The sequence below is a fragment of the Oceanobacillus longus genome (assembly GCF_042650085.1).
Lineage (GTDB): Bacteria > Bacillota > Bacilli > Bacillales > Amphibacillaceae > Oceanobacillus > Oceanobacillus longus.
This window is the reverse complement of record NZ_JBHSAO010000001.1, coordinates 647,807-667,476: the sequence shown is the minus strand read 5'-3', so window position 1 is coordinate 667,476 and position 19,670 is coordinate 647,807. Positions and strand designations below refer to the sequence as shown.

The window sequence follows — 19,670 nt, the reverse complement described above, 5'->3', positions numbered from 1 at the left end:
TTTAGCGCTTATAATCATCTAGGAAGTCTTTTTGAAAGCTTGTTCTTGGCTGGTCAGAATCCTTATTGTCTGTATCTTTTAGTTGTTTAAAGGTATTTTTCCCGTATTTCTCTGAAAGTATATCAATAGCTGAGTACAGATTTTCTTTTTTTGCCTCTTTTTCAAAAGTGAAAATGTCGAGCTGTTGACCAAGATTGCGTTTTTCTTCGACATCCTGAACAGTAATTCCCAGCAAACGAATTGGATTATTATTCCAATGTTTCTCAAGTAATTCCATTGCAATCAGAAGAATGTCTGACTTACTATGGATATAACTTTGTAGCTTTTTGCTTCTTGTAACTGTTTTTCGATCGTGATAACGAATCATGATTTGCACACTCCGGCCTGCTGCTTCTTTTCGTTTCATTCTTCTTTCGACGTTGTCTGCCAGCTGATTCATCAATTTACTAAGTTCATCCCAGTCGGTTGTATCTGAAGGAAGTGTTTGTGAGCTACCGATGCTTTTAAATTCATATACAGCATCCGGATCCACTGGTCTTTTGTCGGTGCCGTTAGCCCTGCTTTTCAGTCTTTCCCCATTTATCCCGAGTAACTGTTTCAGCTCATAAACATCTTTATTAGCCAGATCACCAATTGTTTGTATCTGTATCGAGTTTAATTTTTCTGCTGTCTTCTTCCCCACCCCATACATTTCCCCAACTTCCAATGGCCACAGAATTTTTGATATTTCTCTTTTTCTCAAAATTGTTATACCTAATGGCTTTTTCATATCCGATGCCATTTTAGCAAGGAATTTATTTGGCGCAATACCTATACTGCAAGGAATATCCAATTCAGCTAATATTTGTTGCTGAAGGTTTTGAGCAATTTCCAATGGGGTGCCGAGATATTCTGTCTCTGTAACATCCATATAACCTTCATCTATGGAAACGGGCTGGACGTAAGGCGTAATGTCGGAAAGCATCTTAAAAATCTCTTTGGAAGCCTGACGATAACGGTCAAAGTTAGGTCTCATAACGATTAGTTCAGGACAAAGCTTTCTAGCCTGCCAGATAGGCATCGTGGTTTTTACCCCTTTTGCCCTTGCTTCATAGCTGCTTGTCACAATAATGCCTTTACGTTCCTCAGGATTGCCTGCAATTGCTAATGGCTTACCTTTCAGTTTTGGATTATAGGCCATTTCAACAGATGCATAAAAGCAGTTCATATCTATATGAAAAATGACTCGACCTTTCTTCCGTTCTGAAATTTCCATTAAAAAACATCCTTTTTTCTGATAATAATACTTATTTATTCAAACTTTCGCATCAAACATTATTTCCTTTTTCAATCAACAAAAGTTAAGTTAATTATAACATAATAAAAAACCCCTTAAGCTATAAAAACTTAAGGGGCAAAATTATTGTGCGGACGCTTCTTGGATAATTGCAGTAACTAATTCGGTTACCTTAACAAGATCGTCAACAGCTATTTGCTCATCTGTTGTATGAATTCCTTCATAGCCAACAGCTAGATTGACGGTAGGAATACCAAGGCCAGCAATAACATTGGCATCACTACCCCCACCGCTTTTTAGAAGTTTACTTTCTCTTCCAATTGATTTGGCAGCTTTTCTTGCTACTTCAACTACTTGGTCTCCCGCTTTTTGATTGTAGCCAGGATACATTATTTTAATCGTAACTTCAGCTGAACCACCGTACTCCTCTGCAGTTTTTTCATATGCTTCTTTCATCTTAGCTACTTGTTTTTCCATTTTTTCTGGTACAAGTGATCTTGCTTCAGCAAGTATTTCCACGTGGTCTACAACAATATTCGTTTGTTTCCCACCTTCAAAACGACCAATGTTGGCTGTTGTATCTTCATCAATCCTTCCAAGCGGCATCTTAGAAATTGCTTTTGCAGCTAGTGTAATAGCAGAAATCCCTTTTTCGGGTTCTAATCCAGCATGTGCCGTTTTACCTTTAATTACAGCAAATACTTTCGCTTGAGTAGGTGCAGCAACAATAATATCACCGACATCACCATTACTGTCCAGAGCATAACCATATTTTGCTTGAATAAGTTTGGCATCAAGTGCTTTTGCTCCAACTAAACCTGATTCTTCACCAACTGTAATTACAAATTGAATATCTCCATGCTGAATTTGGTTTTCTTTAATAATACGAATTGCCTCAAGCATGGAAGCCAGACCAGCTTTATCATCCGCTCCTAGTATAGTGGTTCCATCTGAAGTGATAATCCCATCTTTAATAGAAGGTTTTATCCCTTTACCAGGTACAACGGTATCCATATGGGATGTAAAGTAAATTGGATCTGCCCCATCTACATTACCTGGAAGGGTACATATTAAGTTGCCTGCACCATGTCCTGTCTCTTCCTTACTACTATCTTCGTATACGTCAAGACCCAAGTCTGAGAATTTCTTTTTAAGTACCTCAGCTATTTCAGTTTCAAACGTTGTTTCAGAGTCGATTTTTACGAGTTCCACAAATTCTTCAATTAATCTATCTTGATTTATTTTTGTCATTTAAAAACCTCCCAGTATATAGGCTACTATAAGTTGCGTATTTTTTACAGTGGGATGTTTCCGTGCTTTTTAATTGGTCGATCTTCCTGTTTATTACGTAGCATTTCGAGTGACTGGATTAATTTAAGCCTTGTTTCTCGAGGGTCAATAACATCGTCAACCATTCCAAGACCAGCAGCTACGTATGGATTAGCAAATTTTTCGCGGTACGTATCAATTTTTTCCTGTCTTAATTGTGCAGGGTTTTCACTTTCGGCTATTTCTTTAGCATAAATAATGTTTGCAGCACCCTCTGGTCCCATTACAGCAATTTCAGCATTTGGCCATGCATACACAATGTCCGCGCCAATTGATTTGCTGTTAAGTGCAACATAGGCACCACCATAGGCTTTTCTTGTTATAACGGTTATTTTCGGTACCGTGGCTTCTGAATAAGCATAAAGTATCTTAGCACCGTGGCGAATTATACCGGCATGTTCCTGCTTTACCCCTGGAAAGAAACCAGTTACATCCTCAAACGTAATAATTGGAATATTAAATGAGTCACAGAATCGGATAAACCGTGCTGCTTTGTCACTAGAATCGATATCCAAACCACCTGCTAAAAATTTGGGTTGGTTACATACTAAACCGATTGTCTCCCCCTTAATTCTAGCAAAGCCTACAACAATGTTTTTGGCGAATTTACTCTGAATTTCAAGAAAACTATCTTGGTCAACAACCTGTTCAATTACTTTTTTCACATCATATGGTCTTAAGGCATTAAATGGCACCAATTCTGTTAAATCCGGACGTAATTCATCAGCTGATTCATAGGGGACTTTTTTTGATTTTTCTTTATGATTTGCAGGAAGAAAATCAATCAATTGACGTACCGTATCCAATGCATCTTCTTCAGAGCTTTTCTGAAAGTGTGCATTGCCACTTTTAGAATTATGTATATGTGCTCCACCAAGGTCTTCAGCTGAGATTTTTTCCCCTGTCACTGTTTCAATTACCTTTGGCCCCGTTATAAACATTTGGGACGTTTTTTCCACCATAATTACAAAGTCAGTAATGGCAGGGGAGTATACTGCTCCTCCAGCACTGGGCCCCATAATGACTGAAATTTGAGGGATGACTCCGGAATAGATGGAATTTCGATAAAAGACATGTCCATATCCATCTAAGGAAGATACACCTTCTTGAATCTTTGCTCCACCTGAGTCATTTAAGCCAATAAAAGGAAAACCGTTTTTGGCTGCCAAATCCATAACGGCCGCAATTTTTTTACCATGCATTTCTCCTAATGCACCACCATAAACGGTGAAGTCCTGGGCAAATAAATATACAGATTGTCCATTAATTTTTCCGTAACCAGTAACAACCCCTTCACCTTTCGCGCCATTATCCAAGCCGAAATCAGTTACCCTTGTTTCTATAAAAGGGTTTAATTCAACAAATGATCCTTCATCCAGCAAGTAGTCAATACGTTCCCTCGCTGTCATCTTCCCTTTGTCATGCTGTTTTTCAATTCGCTCGTCACCACCGCCAAGCTGGACCTGACGCCGTTTATCGTATAGCTCGTTAATTTTATCGAACATGTCCATCAATTGTCACTTCCTTTATGCTGGCATAATTCGAAAAGTACACCGTTTGCTGCCTTCGGATGAATAAATGCTATCTGGCTATTATGTGCCCCGTCTTTTGCTTCCTCATTAATCAACGTAACCCCCTGCTGTTTCAATTGCTGAAGTCTGGAATTGATGTTATCCACTTCTAATGCGATGTGATGGATACCTTCTCCTTTCTTATCAAGGAATTTCTTTAGTGCAGAAGATTCATTGAGGGGCTCCAAAAGCTCCAGTCTGGATTCACCAATTTTAATAAATGCAACTTTGACACCTTCTGATTCTACTTTTTCAACTGCCTCGAGTTCCAATCCGAGTAAATCGGTATAAAATGAAAGTGCTACATCAATATTTTCGACAGCAATTCCAATGTGAGCAATTTTTTTAGGTGATTCTACTAACTTTGTTTGTGGATCTATCATTTCCTGTATATAGGCGGCCAATACTTCGGTGGACGAACCACTTGTAAAGACTTTCTTAATTCCTTTATCCAGCAGGTAGGGAATATCTTCACTGGGGATAACCCCACCGCCAATTACCGGGATCTCACTTGCACTACGGTTATCAAGCTCCTCCAATACTTTTGGAAACAATGTTCGATGGGCGCCGGATAATGAGGAGAGGCCAATAACATCGACGTCCTCCTGTACCGCCGCCTGGGCAATTTGGGCAGGAGATTGACGTAACCCAGTATAAATGACTTCCATTCCATGGTCCCTTAGTGCCTGGGCAATTACCAAAGCACCTCGATCATGCCCGTCTAAACCTGGTTTTGCTACAAGTACACGTATTTTTTTCATATCTCTTTCCCCCTTTTATAGACCTGTGTATTCTCCAAATTCATCGCGCAGCACATTACAAATCTCTCCAACGGATGCATAAGCTCTAACAGCATCCAAAATAGTAGGAATTAAATTGGAATCTGTATTTTTTGCGTTTTCCTTCAATTCCGTTAATGCTTTATCAACTGCCTCTTGATCCCGCTTTTTACGAATGGTCTGTAATGTTTCAATCTGAGATTTTTCCAGTTCTTCGTCAACTTTCAATAAATCTGGATTTATTTCCTCATCCATCTTGAATTTATTCAACCCAACAATGACTTCCTCTTCTTTCTCAATATTTTTCTGTATTTCATATGAATTTTGATGAATTTCTCGCTGCATAAAACCTTCTTCAACAGCTTGAACGGCACCACCAATTTCTTTAATTTGATCAAGGTATTCATTTATTTTTTGTTCCATTTCGTCTGTTAGTGCTTCCACATAATAGGACCCCCCTAACGGATCAATTGAATCGGCAACTCCACTTTCGTGTGCAATTATCTGTTGCGTTCTTAAGGCAATTCTAGCAGATTCTTCCGTCGGTAAAGAAAGCGCCTCATCACGTGAATTAGTATGAAGGCTTTGCGTTCCACCCATAACTGCAGCCAATGCCTGTAATGTAACACGGACAATATTATTATCCGGTTGCTGTGCGGTTAGGGTAGATCCCCCGGTTTGGGTATGGAATCGTAATTTCCAGCTTTTTGGATCTTTTGCTTTATAATGTTCCTTCATAATTTTCGCCCAGATTCTTCTGGCAGCTCGAAATTTTGCTACTTCCTCAAAGAAATTATTATGTGCATTAAAGAAGAAAGCAAGTCTTGGTGCAAAGGAATCGACTTCAAGACCGGATTCTATTGCAGCATCGACATAAGCTATACCGTTAGCGATCGTGAAAGCTGCTTCTTGGACAGCGTTTGAGCCTGCTTCCCGAATATGATAACCGGATATGCTTATCGTATTGAATTTGGGTACCTTTTCCTGGCAAAATTCAAAGATGTTGGTTATTAATCGCATGGATGGCTTAGGAGGAAAGATGTATGTTCCTCTTGCAATATATTCTTTCAAAATATCATTCTGTATCGTTCCAGTCAGCTTTTCCAGTGGAACGCCCTGCTTCTCTCCGACCGCAATATACATGCAGAGCAAGACAGCTGCAGGTGCATTAATTGTCATCGATGTACTAACTTTATCCAGTGGGATTTGATTTAACAGTGTCTCCATATCTTGTAATGTATCGATAGCTACTCCAACTTTGCCAACTTCTCCTTCTGACATAATGTCATCGGAGTCGTATCCAATTTGCGTTGGTAAATCAAAAGCCACGGATAAACCAGTCTGTCCTTGATCCAAGAGGTAACGGAAGCGTGTATTTGTTTCTTTAGCAGAGCCAAACCCTGCATATTGCCGCATTGTCCAAAATCGGCTGCGATACATTGTTGGCTGGATACCGCGTGTATATGGATATTGGCCAGGATAGTTTCGTTCTCTTTGATCATTTTCTGCATCATATAATCGTTGCACTTCTATATCGGAGGAAGTTGTAAATGTTTCCTTCCTTTCGGGAAAGCGCTTTAATGTTTTCGCAACTGATTCTTCCCATTTGTTCTTTTTCTTGTCCATACATAATACCCCCCATTGCAGATTTGAAATTTTTATTATTAATGCTATTTTCAATCTTTTTTTAATACTTGTCCAGAGTTAATTTTCGCGATAGAATGAATGATAAGTTATGTTAATAAAGGAGGATCTATTTTGGCTACGAATGTTAACCACAAATCCGCTCCGAGAAAACGTTCAAAACGCGAACGGAGAAATAAAATTATTGTATATATCATGATCATTGCGATGTTGTTATCCACGCTTACTGCTGGCTTAGCTTTCTTAATTTAATTTATCATAAATAAACAAGAGGTCTTTGAATAAAGACTGGCCTTATACAAGTGCCAGTCTTTATTTCTTTTTTTGCTGTTTTTATCGTTCGATTGCCAATCCTCACTTTTATTTCTCTATGTAAAATGTAGTAATATGTATAAAATGAGGCTGACAATTTTATAATGGCAGCCTCAGGTTATGGATTATATGAAACTAATTAATGCTGCAGTCTTACAGTTCTTTGCAATTTTCTTCAAAAACATGTTGCAATCTGCTTGTTACTTCCATTGGGCTATGTCCTTCAATATCGTGACGTTCCAGCATTGTAACTATTTTCCCGTCTCTCATAAGTGCAAACGACGGAGAAGAAGGTGGAAATCCTTCAAAATATTCACGGGCTTTTTCTGTCGCTTCACGGTCCTGGCCAGCAAAGACCGTTACCAGATGATCTGGTCGTTTATCGTAATGAATGGAATTTGCTGCAGCTGGACGCGCAACGCCACCTGCACAACCACATGTTGAGTTGACCATAACAAGTGTAGTACCTTCACGGGTTAGTGCAGAATCTACATCTTCAGGACTTCTAAGCTCTTCGTAACCTGCTTCTTTAATATCTTTGCGTGCAGCATCTACTACATCCTGCATAAACAAATTGAAATCCATATTATAACCATCCCTTTACTTAATGTATTTATCTATCTTACATTAGCTTACCAAGTCCGGAAAGAATTTTCAATTTAAAATGTTTGAAAACTAGGAATTAGACGTGATTAAAATTTTTTAGTATAAATTTATCGTATTATCATTCATATTTTCTAGAATTTCCTTCAAACGGGAGAGAAATCTTCCGCAAACAAGCCCGTCAAGAATTCGATGGTCCAATGACAAGGATAAATTAACCATATCACGGGCTGCAAACATCTCGTCAATAATTACTGGACGCTTAACAATGGATTCTACTTGCAAAATTGCTGCCTGGGGATGATTAATTACTCCCATTGAGGAGATGGAACCAAATGATCCTGTATTATTTACAGTAAAAGTTCCTCCCTGCATATCCTCTGATGTTAACTTTCCATTTCTTGCTTTGGTGGCCAGTTCATGGATATCGCGTGCGATTGCTTTAATTGTCTTTTCGTCAGCATTTTTAATAACTGGAACGAAAAGTTCATTTTCTTTAGCGACGGCAATGGACAGATTTATTGCTCTTTTTTGAACAATCTTGTTACCTGCCCACATGCTGTTTAGCTGAGGATATTCTTTTAAGGCCTGTGCAACTGCTTTTACAAAGAAAGCAAAATAAGTTAACCCATAACCTTCGTTGGTTTTAAAACTATCTTTCACTGTGCTACGGTATTTAACAAGGTTTGTAACATCGACTTCCACCGTCATCCACGCATGTGGAATCTCCTGTTTAGACTTTACCATATTTTCTGCAATTACTTTTCTAATCCCTTTAACGGGAATCTCAATGTCACCTGTTTGAAGATCCTTTCCAGCTGTATGGTTTGTTTTTCTGGAAGCCGATTGATCGATGTCTGTATTGGTAACCGGTCGGACTTGAGAATCATTCAACATTTCGCCGGAAGAAATAATCTTTTCAAGGTCCTTCCTTGTAATTCTACCTCCCCGACCGGAACCTGTTACATCATTCAAATCAATAGCATTTTCCTGAGCCATCCGCAACACAGCAGGTGAATATCTCTTCTTCATCGATTCTTCTTCTGGCGTATTTTTTTCTTTATTTTCTGTTATAACCTCTTCTTTTTCCTGAGCGGTGGTATCTTTGGTTTCTGCTCCCTCTGCTTCGATGTAACAAATTAAATCACCAACGGCTACTGTATCTCCTTCATCAGCAGAAAGTTCCTTAATGACACCAGCAAAGGAAGACGGAACTTCTGCGTTTACCTTGTCTGTCATTACTTCGGCAATCGGGTCATATTTATTTACATGATCACCAACTTTAATGAGCCAGGCACTTATTGTTCCTTCTGTCACACTCTCCCCTAATTGAGGCATTGTTATCTTTTCTCTGGACATACGTAAATCCCTCCTTGATTAACCATTAATATTCTGCTAAATCCCGCATTGCTTTTTCCACTTTGTCTGGATTCATCATAAAATACTTTTCCATTGGGGGTGCATAGGGCATCGATGGAATATCCGGACCAGCAAGTCTCTGAATAGGTGAATCCAAATCAAATAAACAATTCTCGGCTATGATTGCGGCTACTTCACCTATGATACTGCCTTCTTTATTGTCTTCTGTAATTAGTAATACTTTTCCAGTCTTCTTCGCAGCTTCTATGATCGATTCCTGATCAAGTGGATAAACCGTACGCAAATCGAGGATATGAGCATCAATGCCATCTTCAGCCAATTTTTCTGCTGCCTGTAATGCAAAATGAACACATAATCCATACGTGATGACGGTTATATCTTTTCCATCTCTTTTTACATCTGCTTTTCCAATCGGAAGAACATAATCATCCGCAGGAACTTCCCCTTTTAGTAATCGATATGCGCGTTTATGTTCAAAGAATAGAACTGGATCATTATCACGAATGGCAGCTTTAAGTAGTCCTTTTGCATCGTAAGGCGTTGATGGCATCACAATTTTTAATCCAGGTTGATTTGCAAATACAGCTTCAACAGATTGTGAATGGTAAAGGGCTCCGTGTACACCCCCGCCATAGGGTGCGCGTATCGTAATTGGTGCGCTCCAGTCATTATTCGAACGATATCTCATCTTAGCGGCTTCTGAAATAATTTGGTTTACTGCTGGCATGATGAAATCAGCAAACTGCATTTCTGCGACCGGACGGAGACCGTACATTGCAGCACCAATCCCAACACCTGCTATAGCAGATTCAGCTAGTGGAGTATCCAGGACGCGATCTTCTCCAAATTCATCATATAATCCGTCAGTGGCTCGGAATACACCACCTTTTTTACCGACATCTTCTCCTAAGATAAATACTTTTTTGTCGCGTTGCATTTCTTCCCTTAAAGCCGTTGTGATTGCTTGGATATAAGACATTACGGGCATAAAAATCCCCTCCCTATTTTTCTTCGTAAACATATTTAAGCGCATGTTCCGCCTCTGCATAAGAAGCATTTTCGGCCAGATCAGTCGCTTCATTTATAATAATCATTATTTCATCGATTAGTTTCTTTTCTGCTTCCTCTGTTAAAACCTTGGCTTCTTTTAAGTAATTTGCAAAAGTTATAATCGAATCTTCTTTACGAGCTTCATCCACTTCATTTTTTTCGCGATACGTAGAATCGTCATCATCACTCGAATGCGCTGTAAGGCGATAGGAAACAGCCTCTATCAAACTTGGGCCATCCCCCGCTGCAGCGCGCTTTCTCGCTTCTTTTACAGCTTGATATACTGCTAACGGATCATTACCATTCACGGTAACCCCTGGCATACCATAACCTTGCGCCCTGTCCGCCACATTTTTACTGGCAACTTGTCTTTCATATGGAACAGAAATTGCATATTTATTATTTTCGACCATCGTAATTACTGGTAATTTATGAACACCTGCAAAATTCAGCCCTTCATGGAAATCTCCCTGATTAGAGGAACCCTCCCCTAATGTAACGAAAGAAACAAAATCTTTTTTCTCCATTTTAGCAGCAAGTGCAACTCCTACTGCATGGGGTACTTGGGTCGTTACCGGTGATGAACCACTTAAAATCCTGTTTTTCTTTTGCCCAAAATGACCAGGCATTTGTCTTCCGCCAGAATTTGGATCGTCTTCTTTCGCGAAAGCTGACAGCATTAATTCGTTTGCTGTCATACCAAAAGCGAGAACAATCCCCATATCTCTGTAGTATGGGGCTACGTAATCGATATCTCTATTTAGTGCGAACGATGCACCAACTTGTGCTGCTTCCTGCCCTTGACAAGAAATGACGAAGGGAATTTTCCCGGAACGATTTAGTAGCCACATTCTCTCATCAAGTTTTCTAGCCAAAAGCATTGTTCTAAACATTTCCAGTACCTGATCATCTGTTAAGCCCAAATCTCTATGTCGATTTGCCAACATGAAAATATACCTCCTTATTTATCCATGAATTTGTTTTCCATCAACAGCCAATGCCGCTTCTCCTATAACTTCTGATAAAGTAGGATGTGGGTGTATGGATTGTGTGATTTCCCACGGGGTCGCATCAAGTACTTTCGCAAGTCCAGCTTCTGAAATCATATCTGTAACATGGGGGCCAATCATATGCACCCCTAACAAATCATTTGTATTTTTGTCAGCTATTATTTTTACAAAACCTTCTGATTCACCGTATACAAGTGCTTTACCAACAGCTTTAAAAGGGAATTTTCCGGTCTTTATGCTATAACCTTTTTCAATAGCACCTTTTTCAGTTAGTCCCACCCTTGCAGCTTCTGGGCTCGAATATATACAAGAGGGTATATTATCATAGTTGATAGACTGCGGGTTCTGGTCTGCCATATGTTCTACAGATATGATGCCTTCATGAGAAGCAACGTGTGCAAGTTGCATACCTCCAATAACATCACCAATTGCGTAAATATGTGTTTCTTTTGATTGAAAGTATTTATTTGTCTCAATATATCCGTTATTAAGAAGAATATCGGTATTTTCAATACCAATATTCGCTGTGTTTGCTTCTCTTCCTACCGATACAAGTATTTTTTCAGCTTTGAATGTTTGTTTTTCTGCATTCAGTTCTGCAGTAATGGATACACCATCATCTGTTGTAAGTGTATCGGGTAACACTTTTGCATTTTTTATAAAGTTTATATTTTTCTTCTTTAGAAGACGTTCCATCTCTTTGGCTATTTCTTCGTCTTCTGTTGGTAAAATTTGATTAAGATATTCAATTACCGTGACTTTTACACCAAAATCAGCAAGCATAGAGGCCCATTCAATTCCAATTACCCCACCCCCGATTATAAGGATGGATTCCGGCAACTCTTCCATATTTAGTGCATCATCTGAACTCATAACAAAATGACCATCGATTTCTAGACCTGGCAGCGATTTCGGTCTGGATCCAGTTGCTATTAAGACATTTTTAGGTACGATCATTGTATTTTCTTCACCATTCTCGTATTCAATAGATATCGTACCTGGCATTGGAGAAAAAATACTAGGGCCTAATATTCGACCGAAGCCTTCGAAGACATCAATTTTCCCTTTTTTCATTAAGCTTTTTACACCCTGATGTAATCCATCAACTATCATCGCTTTTCTTTCCTGAACTTTAGTGAAATTTAATGTTGTATTATTTGTTTCAACTCCAAATTCTGCTGCATTTAAAGTCTGCCTGAATACTTCAGCACTGCGAAGTAATGCTTTAGATGGGATGCAACCCTTGTGAAGGCAAGTTCCACCTAATTCTCCCTTTTCTACGATTGCCACTTGCAATCCAAGCTGCGAGGCTCTGATTGCTGCGACATATCCACCGGTCCCTCCACCCAGTATTGCTAAATCATACTCTTTGGTCATCGTTCCACTCCTCATTAGCAGAATAATATAAGTAATTCTCTTCGTTTCGTAGTACTCGTAAAGCCCCTTCGTTTAAGGCAATTAATTCATTTTCTCCCGGATATATGAATATATCTGCTATCCAATTTACCCGTTTTGTAATGATTTCAATTAATTTAGATTCGTAACTCAAGAATCCAGTAAATACGATAGCATCAACGTCTCCAGATAGGACGGCCCCCATGGATCCGATCTCTTTTGAAATTTGATATGCCATTGCGTCATAAACGTTTTTTGCATTTGTATCTCCGGATTTCATCATACTCTCGACTTCATACAGACTTGATGTACCGAGGTATGCCATTACTCCGCCATTACCTACAATTTTTTTCAACATTTCCTCTTTTGTATACTTTTTAGAGAAACATAGACGTATCAAATCTCCTATCGGAAGGCTCCCAGAGCGTTCTGTAGTGAATGGGCCATCTCCATCAAGTCCATTATTGACATCGATAACTTTCCCTTTTTGATGAGCACCGATTGTGATGCCTTTACCCATATGAACAATGATAAGATTGAGATCTTCATAGACGGTCTGGAGATGAGCTGCTGCTTTTCTTCCTGCAGCTTTATGATTTAGCGCATGAAAGATACTTCTCCTCGATATTTCCGGAATACCGGAGAATCTTGCTACCTCTACTAGTTCATCTACTACTACGGGATCAACGATATAGGCGTCTATATTCAGTCCGGAAGCAATCTCGTAAGCAATAACTCCGCCAAGGTTGGATATATGTTCTCCATAAGTTGCAGTTCTTAGGTCATATAACATTGCAGCATTTACTTTATATGTTCCACCTTTTATGGGGCAAAGCAGACCACCCTTTCCACAAACCGCTGTCAGCTTCGAAAGATTGATTCCTTCATAATCCATCACATCTAAAATAGCTTGTTTTCTGTACTCAGACTGTTTCATTATCCAATTGTAATTCCGTAAATGTTCTGGTTGATGTATAATTTCTTTCTCAAAAATACATCTTTCATCATCAAAGACGCCAACTTGAGTAGAATCGGACCCCGGGTTAATAACCAATACTCTATACTCTGACTGCAACGTCTTAACCTCCGTTTGTTTATTTATTTCAATGAAAATTATCTTTTACTCAAGATGTGTTGTTCATTAAGTAAAAACTGACTTCTAGAATTTCTTACAGATTGAATTCTCTCCTCTGCCATACGATCTGCTGCAACATATGTTGGAATATTATCACGTCTAGAGATTTCGAATACGCGCTCTAAACTATCATAAATCATTTCCACCTTTTTCATTGCACGTTCAGAATGATAACCTACCAGCTCATCTGCAACATTAATGACTCCACCTGCATTAATTACATAATCTGGTGCATAAACAATTCCCTTTTCATGAATAATATCTCCATGATTTGTTGTTTGGAGTTGGTTATTAGCAGATCCAGCTATCACTTTAGCTTTCAGTATAGGTATTGTATGATCATTTATGGTTGCGCCCAATGCACATGGGGCATAGATATCACAGTCAACAGCATATATATCATTCGGATCTACAGCTTTTGCACCAAAAGCATCAACCGCTCGCTTTACGGCATTTTTATTAATATCTGTAACAATTAATTCGGCCCCTTCTTGGTGAAGATATTCGCAAAGCGCATAGGCAACGTTACCAACACCTTGTACAGCCACTCTCTTACCAGCCAGAGATTCGTTACCAAAGGCTTCCTTCGTTGAAGCTTTTATTCCTTTATAAACCCCATAAGCTGTGACTGGTGATGGATTTCCGGATGCACCTGCATAAGAAGTAGTCCCTGTAACAAAGTCTGTCTCCAAATGAATGAGATCCATATCCTGTTCTGTTGTCCCAACATCTTCTGCAGTAATATACCTACCATTTAAGCCTTGTATATAGCGTCCAAAAGCACGAAACATTTCCGGGTTTTTGTCTGTTCTCGGATTACCAATGATTACGGTTTTTCCTCCACCCAAATTTAGTCCAGCAGCAGCATTCTTATAGGTCATCCCCTTCGCTAAACGGAGTGCATCTACAATAGCATCTTCCTCAGATTCATATGTCCACATTCTCGTTCCGCCTAATGCAGGCCCAAGTGTTGTATCGTGTATTGCAATAATTGCTTTCAAGCCTGAATTCTTATCTTGACAAAATACCAATTGCTCGTAATCATACTTCTCTAAGTGTGTAAAGATTTCCATATGGATTCCTCCTATTTTAAATTGCTAGCATCCTAATTAATCTAAAGTTGAGTGTCTAAATATGCTCCATTAATATTATTGCAAATATCGTGCCAATTACTAATAAGGTGAAAACGTCTTATATCAGCAACTAAATGATGCAAAATATTTCATTGGTGCAATTTATTGCATGCAATATTAATCAATATGATATTTTTCCATTTTGTAATACAAATTACGAATGGAAATATTTAACGTCTTAGCAGTCTTTGTTTTATTAAAATTATTTTGTTTGTATATGTTATAAATATAGTCTCTTTCAAATTCCTCCATCGCATGCTGCAACGAATTTTCTTCTTTCCGTTTAGAAAAGGAATGGGACGTTCCTATTGCATGACTTCGCAGCCCCGGTATGTATTCTTTTGTAATAACTTCCTCATTTATACCCATGAAGATCATAGCACGACTAATCACGTTTTCAAGTTCTCGTACATTACCGGGCCAGTCATAATTCATTAAATTATCTAATGCTTCATTAGAAATTGATCGTACACTTCTACCGTAATCCATATTTATTTTTTGGATGATATGTTGAATTAACTCGGGTAAGTCACTTCGTCTTTCTTTTACAGAAGGAATGAATATTGGTAACTTATTAAGTCGGTAATATAGATCCTCTCTGAATGTATGATTCATGATGGCTTTTTCAAGATTTACATTGGTTGCAGTGATTATACGTACGTCAATAGATATAGGTTTTGAAGCTCCCACCCTGACGATTTCATGTTCCTGCAATACCCGAAGTAGTTTAGCTTGCATATTCAGGGAGAGCTCTCCTACCTCATCCAAAAAAATACTACCATGATTTGCTTCTTCAAATAGACCTTTTTTTCCTCCACGCTTGGCTCCTGTAAAGGCCCCGTCTTCATAACCGAATAATTCACTCTCCAGTAATGACTCCACGATGGCGGCACAATTTACGCGGATAAATTTATTATGCTTTCGATTACTCTCATTATGGATGGCGTGAGCAAAAAGCTCTTTGCCAGTTCCAGATTCTCCCCTTAAAAGTACGGTTGCAGGTGTTTTTGCTCCAACTCTCGCTTGTTCAAGAGCTAGTTTCATCTCGGAAGAACTACCAATAATATCATCAAATGTATATCTTGCTTCCAAATTCCGAATAATTTGGCGTGCCCGTTTTAATTCCTTCGTTAGTGACTGAATTTCTGTTACATCATGTAGTACGCCTACACTACCTTTTATGACTCCATGAACGATAACCGGAGCAACGTTTACAATAACTTCTTTTTCACCAGGCCCAACTTTCATCCGTACTCCGCGGACAGCTCTTCTTGTTTGAAGAACCTTCATGTGCATGCTTTCTCCCTCAGAGATATCAACGGTTGCTGGAAATCCAATAACATCTTTCTCGTTTAACCCTGTTATTCGGGTATATGCCGGATTAATCATTAGCCCATTCCCATTCTCATCTACAACGCTAATCGCCTCATCTGATGATCTAATTATTGCTTCAAGCATTGTTTTAATTTCGTTTAAATCTGTATTCTCTTCTGCAAGCTTCATCACTTCTGTAATATCCTTAAATACAGCAAAGGCACCAACCAACTCACCGATTTCATTAATGATTGGTATTCTGGTGGAAACAACCTTTTTTCGGTTCTCCAATACCAGTTTTTGATTTACTTCTTTCCTCTGAGTCTGTAGTACATGCGGAAGCCTAGACGTCTCAACTAGTTCTGTGATATTTCTACCTTGGAATTGTTTTCTTGTTTTATGAAGTATTTTTTCGGCACTTTTGTTTATAAATTGAATACGTTCTCTCTCGTCAATCACTATCATTCCGTCATGTATATGATTTAATAATAACTCTTGACGATTTGCTTGGTGCTTCAATTCGTTAAGAAGCGATTCCTTCTCATAAAGCAATTCAGAAATGATGTAAGCTACGGAACCAGGGATAACAACTGTCTTACTAGGCCTTTCTGATACAATATCCTTTAAAACGTGTTCATTGCCGGTTGCTTCAATAACGATATCAATATCCATTTTCAGCCAGGCTTTCCAATCTGATCCGACAGGGATACCTGAAAGGCTAGCTAACTTTAGTCCTTTAGCATTTTCATCAATATCAATAACTGCCGCAATTTCCATACGTTCCGTTTCCAAAAGAAGATATAATAAGGCACTTCCCCCTTTGCCTGCTCCAACAATAAGTACTCGCTTCATCTCATATCAGCCCACCTTGCAGTATTTTGCATGCCTTTATTTTACTTTAATATGCAGTGTTTAGCAAATAGTCTAACATTCCTATTTTATTTAATTTTTGTTATACTTGATTCGATGTTTACTCATATAAAAATAAAATCATCAGAGAGGAAACTGAGCTGAAATGGTGAGATTTATTGCATTTCTTTTATTATTTATACCTGGAGCTCTAGCGGCATTTGGAATTAAATTAATGCGAGATACTATTTTTGACGATTTTTATCCGATTTTCTTTTATGCAAGCATTCAATTTGTTTTCGGTCTGCTGCTCTTTATAGGAAGCATACTTTTTCTCGGTGGGTTTATTGTTTACCGCGATAGAAAAAAACAAAAAGAACTGAAGGATAAATAGAACATAAACGATTAATTGAAGATAAGTAATTAACTGCCTTTTTTAATATATTTCAACGATTTATCCTATAAATATGATATATTAATAAAAAATCAAGTGTTTCAGGGGGATTAAGTAATGAAAGTAGCGAAATTTGGGGGAAGCTCAGTAGCAAATGCAGAACAGTTAACGAAAGTAGGAAATATCATCAGAAGCGATCAGGACAGAAAGTTTATCGTGGTGTCCGCTCCAGGAAAAAGATTTAGCGATGATATTAAGATGACGGATATGTTGATTGCGCTAGGTACAGCCTACCACAATGGAGAGGCATATGAAGAAAATCTATCATCTGTTAAGAATCGGTTTAGTGAAATTATAGAAGAACTGAAATTAGATTTATCCGTATTGGATGAAATCGAACATAGTATAAAATCAGCTTTAAGTGTAGAAGGGCCATTAGAAAGTAGGATGGATGCTATCAAAGCAATAGGAGAAGATAGTTCTGCTAAGATACTGAGTGCTTATCTTACTGATCAAGGTCTACCTGCATTCTACATAAATCCTCAGGAAGCTGGGATTATTGTTAGTAACGAACCGGGAAATGCTCAAATACTGCCTGAGAGTTTTGATAAAATTTATTCACTTCATGAAAAAGAAGGTATCCTGGTAATTCCTGGATTTTTTGGTTATTCCAAAGAAGGTAATTTGGTAACATTCTCAAGAGGAGGTTCGGATATTACTGGTTCTATTATTGCTGCTGGAGTAAAAGCAGAAATGTATGAGAATTTTACAGATGTTGATTCGGTGTATAGCGTAAATCCAAATATTGTAAGAAATCCTAAGGAAATCACTATTCTAACGTATAAAGAGATGCGCGAATTATCCTATGCAGGATTTTCCGTTTTCCATGACGAAGCATTAATTCCTGCTTTCAGGGAAAAAATTCCTGTCTGTATTAAAAATACGAACAATCCGGAAGCACCTGGCACGTTAGTCGTTGCTGAAAAAGAAGCTAGCGAGAAATGTGTCGTTGGAATTGCAAGTGATACCGGTTTTTGCAGTTTATATGTAAGTAAATTCTTAATGAACCGCGAAATTGGCTTTGGGCGTAAGCTTTTAAATATTTTTGAGGATGAAGGCATCTCATTTGAACATGCACCTTCTGGTATTGATGACATGTCCGTAATCTTTAGAGACAAAAGATTTACTGCTGAAAAGGAAAATAGTGTAGTCAATCGCATCAAAGAAGAGTTACGTGTTGACACCGTAAGTATTCATAGAGATCTTGCAGTGATCATGGTTGTTGGTGAAGGTCTTGTAAATACTATCGGAGTTGCGGAAAAGGCTACATCCGCTTTTGCCAAAGCAGGTGTGAATATTGAAATGATTAATCAGGGGTCATCTGAAGTATCCATGATGTTTGGTATTAATGCCTCTGAAATTGATAAGGCAATTCAATCACTTTATACATCTTTTTTTGAATAACTGCATAAATGAGAAAAAATATTACTGATATACTTGCAGTAATATTTTTTCTTTTTTATTTAACTTACTCGGTGTTCCAGGCGTAGACGATCAGCAACCATTGCGATAAATTCCGAATTTGTTGGTTTTGCTTTTGAAATATTAATTGTATAACCGAATAAGGCCGAAATAGAATCGATGTTACCCCTGCTCCATGCAACCTCGATCGCATGTCGGATGGCTCTTTCCACTCTTGAAGCTGTCGTATTGAATTTTTTAGCAATATCTGGATAAAGGACCTTCGTAATGGAGCCAAGAAGTTCAATATCGTTGTAAACCATTGTAATCGCTTCCCTTAAATACATATAGCCTTTAATGTGGGCAGGAACTCCGATTTCGTGAATTATATTCGTGATATTAGCTTCTAAATCTTGTTTTTTTCTCTCCACTTTTGTGGATTTACTTCTATTAGGACTAAGCGAAGTATTCCCTTTAACTTGACGTACTTGATCCGCTAAATTTTCCATATCAAATGGTTTTAAAATAAAATAAGAGGCACCAAGGTCCACAGCCTTTTTCATAACTTCTTCCTGGCCAAAGGCAGTTAGCATGATTACATTTGGCTTCTTTTTTCTCTCCATAGTTCTTAATGTATTTAAAACAGCCAATCCATCTATATGGGGCATAATGATATCCAAAATTAATACATCTGGATCCTTTTGTTCAAGCATAGTAATGCAATCTCTGCCATTATAAGCAGTACCTATGACTTCAATATCATCTTGTTCCTCGAAGTATTCCCCCATTAACTGAATCAACTCTCGGTTGTCGTCTACTAAGCATACTGAAATTTTATCCAAAATATTGTTCCTCCCTTTTAACTGGTATCCTCTGTACTTATTCTACAAAAAATGTAAATATCCTCTTTTTTATTGAAAAACTTTAGTTTTATTTTGTATTTCTTTGATTTGCTTTATTTTTCTACGGTTTTCGATAATGTTCGATATTTACATTGATGAGTTTGTCGAAAAATATTTATAAGTATATTATAAC

At 38.2% G+C, this 19,670-nt stretch carries 17 protein-coding genes; 3 read left to right on the top strand and 14 right to left on the bottom strand.

Annotation, left to right across the window (positions count from 1 at the left end; genetic code table 11):
- Position 1: 1 nt before the first annotated feature.
- From ACFOUV_RS03400 to ACFOUV_RS03380, 5 genes are all read right to left on the bottom strand, one after another.
- A complete protein-coding gene (locus ACFOUV_RS03400) occupies positions 2-1,255 on the bottom strand; it encodes a DNA polymerase IV (protein ID WP_379495350.1) in 1,254 nt (417 codons plus the stop codon).
- A gap of 144 nt (positions 1,256-1,399) precedes the next feature.
- A complete protein-coding gene (locus tag ACFOUV_RS03395; RefSeq protein WP_379495349.1) occupies positions 1,400-2,527 on the bottom strand; it encodes a M20/M25/M40 family metallo-hydrolase in 1,128 nt (375 codons plus the stop codon).
- Positions 2,528-2,571: 44 nt separating this feature from the next.
- Entirely contained in the window at positions 2,572-4,116 is a 1,545-nt protein-coding gene (locus ACFOUV_RS03390; protein ID WP_379495749.1) for an acyl-CoA carboxylase subunit beta, read from the bottom strand.
- Entirely contained in the window at positions 4,116-4,937 is an 822-nt protein-coding gene (gene mce / locus ACFOUV_RS03385; protein ID WP_379495348.1) for a methylmalonyl-CoA epimerase, read from the bottom strand. Before mce ends, ACFOUV_RS03390 begins: the two co-directional genes overlap by 1 nt.
- Positions 4,938-4,952: 15 nt before the next feature.
- Positions 4,953-6,581: an acyl-CoA mutase large subunit family protein gene (locus tag ACFOUV_RS03380; RefSeq protein ID WP_379495347.1), complete on the bottom strand. Its 1,629-nt coding sequence runs from the start codon at positions 6,579-6,581 to the stop codon at positions 4,953-4,955.
- Positions 6,582-6,713: 132 nt separating this feature from the next.
- On the opposite strand from ACFOUV_RS03380, the gene prli42 reads away from it, so the two are divergent.
- Positions 6,714-6,851: a stressosome-associated protein Prli42 gene (gene prli42, locus ACFOUV_RS03375; RefSeq protein ID WP_379495346.1), complete on the top strand. Its 138-nt coding sequence runs from the start codon at positions 6,714-6,716 to the stop codon at positions 6,849-6,851.
- 213 nt (positions 6,852-7,064) lie between these two features.
- On the opposite strand, the gene ACFOUV_RS03370 is transcribed toward prli42, so the two are convergent.
- From ACFOUV_RS03370 to ACFOUV_RS03335, 8 genes are all read right to left on the bottom strand, one after another.
- Positions 7,065-7,496 (bottom strand): BrxA/BrxB family bacilliredoxin, encoded by a 432-nt coding sequence (locus ACFOUV_RS03370; protein WP_379495345.1) that lies wholly within the window; start codon positions 7,494-7,496, stop codon positions 7,065-7,067.
- Between the two features lie 117 nt (positions 7,497-7,613).
- The gene (locus tag ACFOUV_RS03365; RefSeq protein WP_379495344.1) at positions 7,614-8,873 is read right to left on the bottom strand and encodes a dihydrolipoamide acetyltransferase family protein; all 1,260 of its coding nucleotides are present in this window, start codon (positions 8,871-8,873) and stop codon (positions 7,614-7,616) included.
- A gap of 25 nt (positions 8,874-8,898) precedes the next feature.
- The gene (locus tag ACFOUV_RS03360) at positions 8,899-9,882 is read right to left on the bottom strand and encodes an alpha-ketoacid dehydrogenase subunit beta (protein ID WP_379495343.1); all 984 of its coding nucleotides are present in this window, start codon (positions 9,880-9,882) and stop codon (positions 8,899-8,901) included.
- Positions 9,883-9,895: 13 nt separating this feature from the next.
- On the bottom strand, positions 9,896-10,891 hold the full coding sequence (locus tag ACFOUV_RS03355) for a thiamine pyrophosphate-dependent dehydrogenase E1 component subunit alpha (RefSeq protein WP_379495342.1): 996 nt from the start codon (positions 10,889-10,891) through the stop codon (positions 9,896-9,898).
- An 18-nt stretch (positions 10,892-10,909) separates the two neighbouring features.
- Positions 10,910-12,331: a dihydrolipoyl dehydrogenase gene (lpdA, locus tag ACFOUV_RS03350; RefSeq protein WP_379495341.1), complete on the bottom strand. Its 1,422-nt coding sequence runs from the start codon at positions 12,329-12,331 to the stop codon at positions 10,910-10,912.
- Entirely contained in the window at positions 12,315-13,424 is a 1,110-nt protein-coding gene (gene buk / locus ACFOUV_RS03345) for a butyrate kinase (RefSeq protein ID WP_379495340.1), read from the bottom strand. The genes lpdA and buk overlap by 17 nt, the downstream gene beginning before the upstream one ends.
- A gap of 38 nt (positions 13,425-13,462) precedes the next feature.
- On the bottom strand, positions 13,463-14,557 hold the full coding sequence (locus ACFOUV_RS03340) for a Glu/Leu/Phe/Val family dehydrogenase (RefSeq protein WP_379495339.1): 1,095 nt from the start codon (positions 14,555-14,557) through the stop codon (positions 13,463-13,465).
- A gap of 177 nt (positions 14,558-14,734) precedes the next feature.
- Positions 14,735-16,783 (bottom strand): sigma 54-interacting transcriptional regulator, encoded by a 2,049-nt coding sequence (locus ACFOUV_RS03335; protein WP_379495338.1) that lies wholly within the window; start codon positions 16,781-16,783, stop codon positions 14,735-14,737.
- 163 nt (positions 16,784-16,946) lie between these two features.
- Here ACFOUV_RS03335 and ACFOUV_RS03330 point away from each other — a divergent pair, with 163 nt between their 5' ends.
- Positions 16,947-17,174 carry a DUF2627 domain-containing protein gene (locus ACFOUV_RS03330; RefSeq protein ID WP_379495337.1) on the top strand — a complete coding sequence of 76 codons (228 nt, stop codon included), beginning with the start codon at positions 16,947-16,949 and terminating at the stop codon, positions 17,172-17,174.
- Positions 17,175-17,291: 117 nt separating this feature from the next.
- A complete protein-coding gene (locus tag ACFOUV_RS03325; RefSeq protein ID WP_379495336.1) occupies positions 17,292-18,638 on the top strand; it encodes an aspartate kinase in 1,347 nt (448 codons plus the stop codon).
- Between the two features lie 59 nt (positions 18,639-18,697).
- Here the strand turns inward: ACFOUV_RS03325 and spo0A are convergent, their stop codons facing one another.
- Positions 18,698-19,477 (bottom strand): sporulation transcription factor Spo0A, encoded by a 780-nt coding sequence (gene spo0A / locus ACFOUV_RS03320; protein WP_379495335.1) that lies wholly within the window; start codon positions 19,475-19,477, stop codon positions 18,698-18,700.
- Positions 19,478-19,670 lie beyond the last annotated feature (193 nt).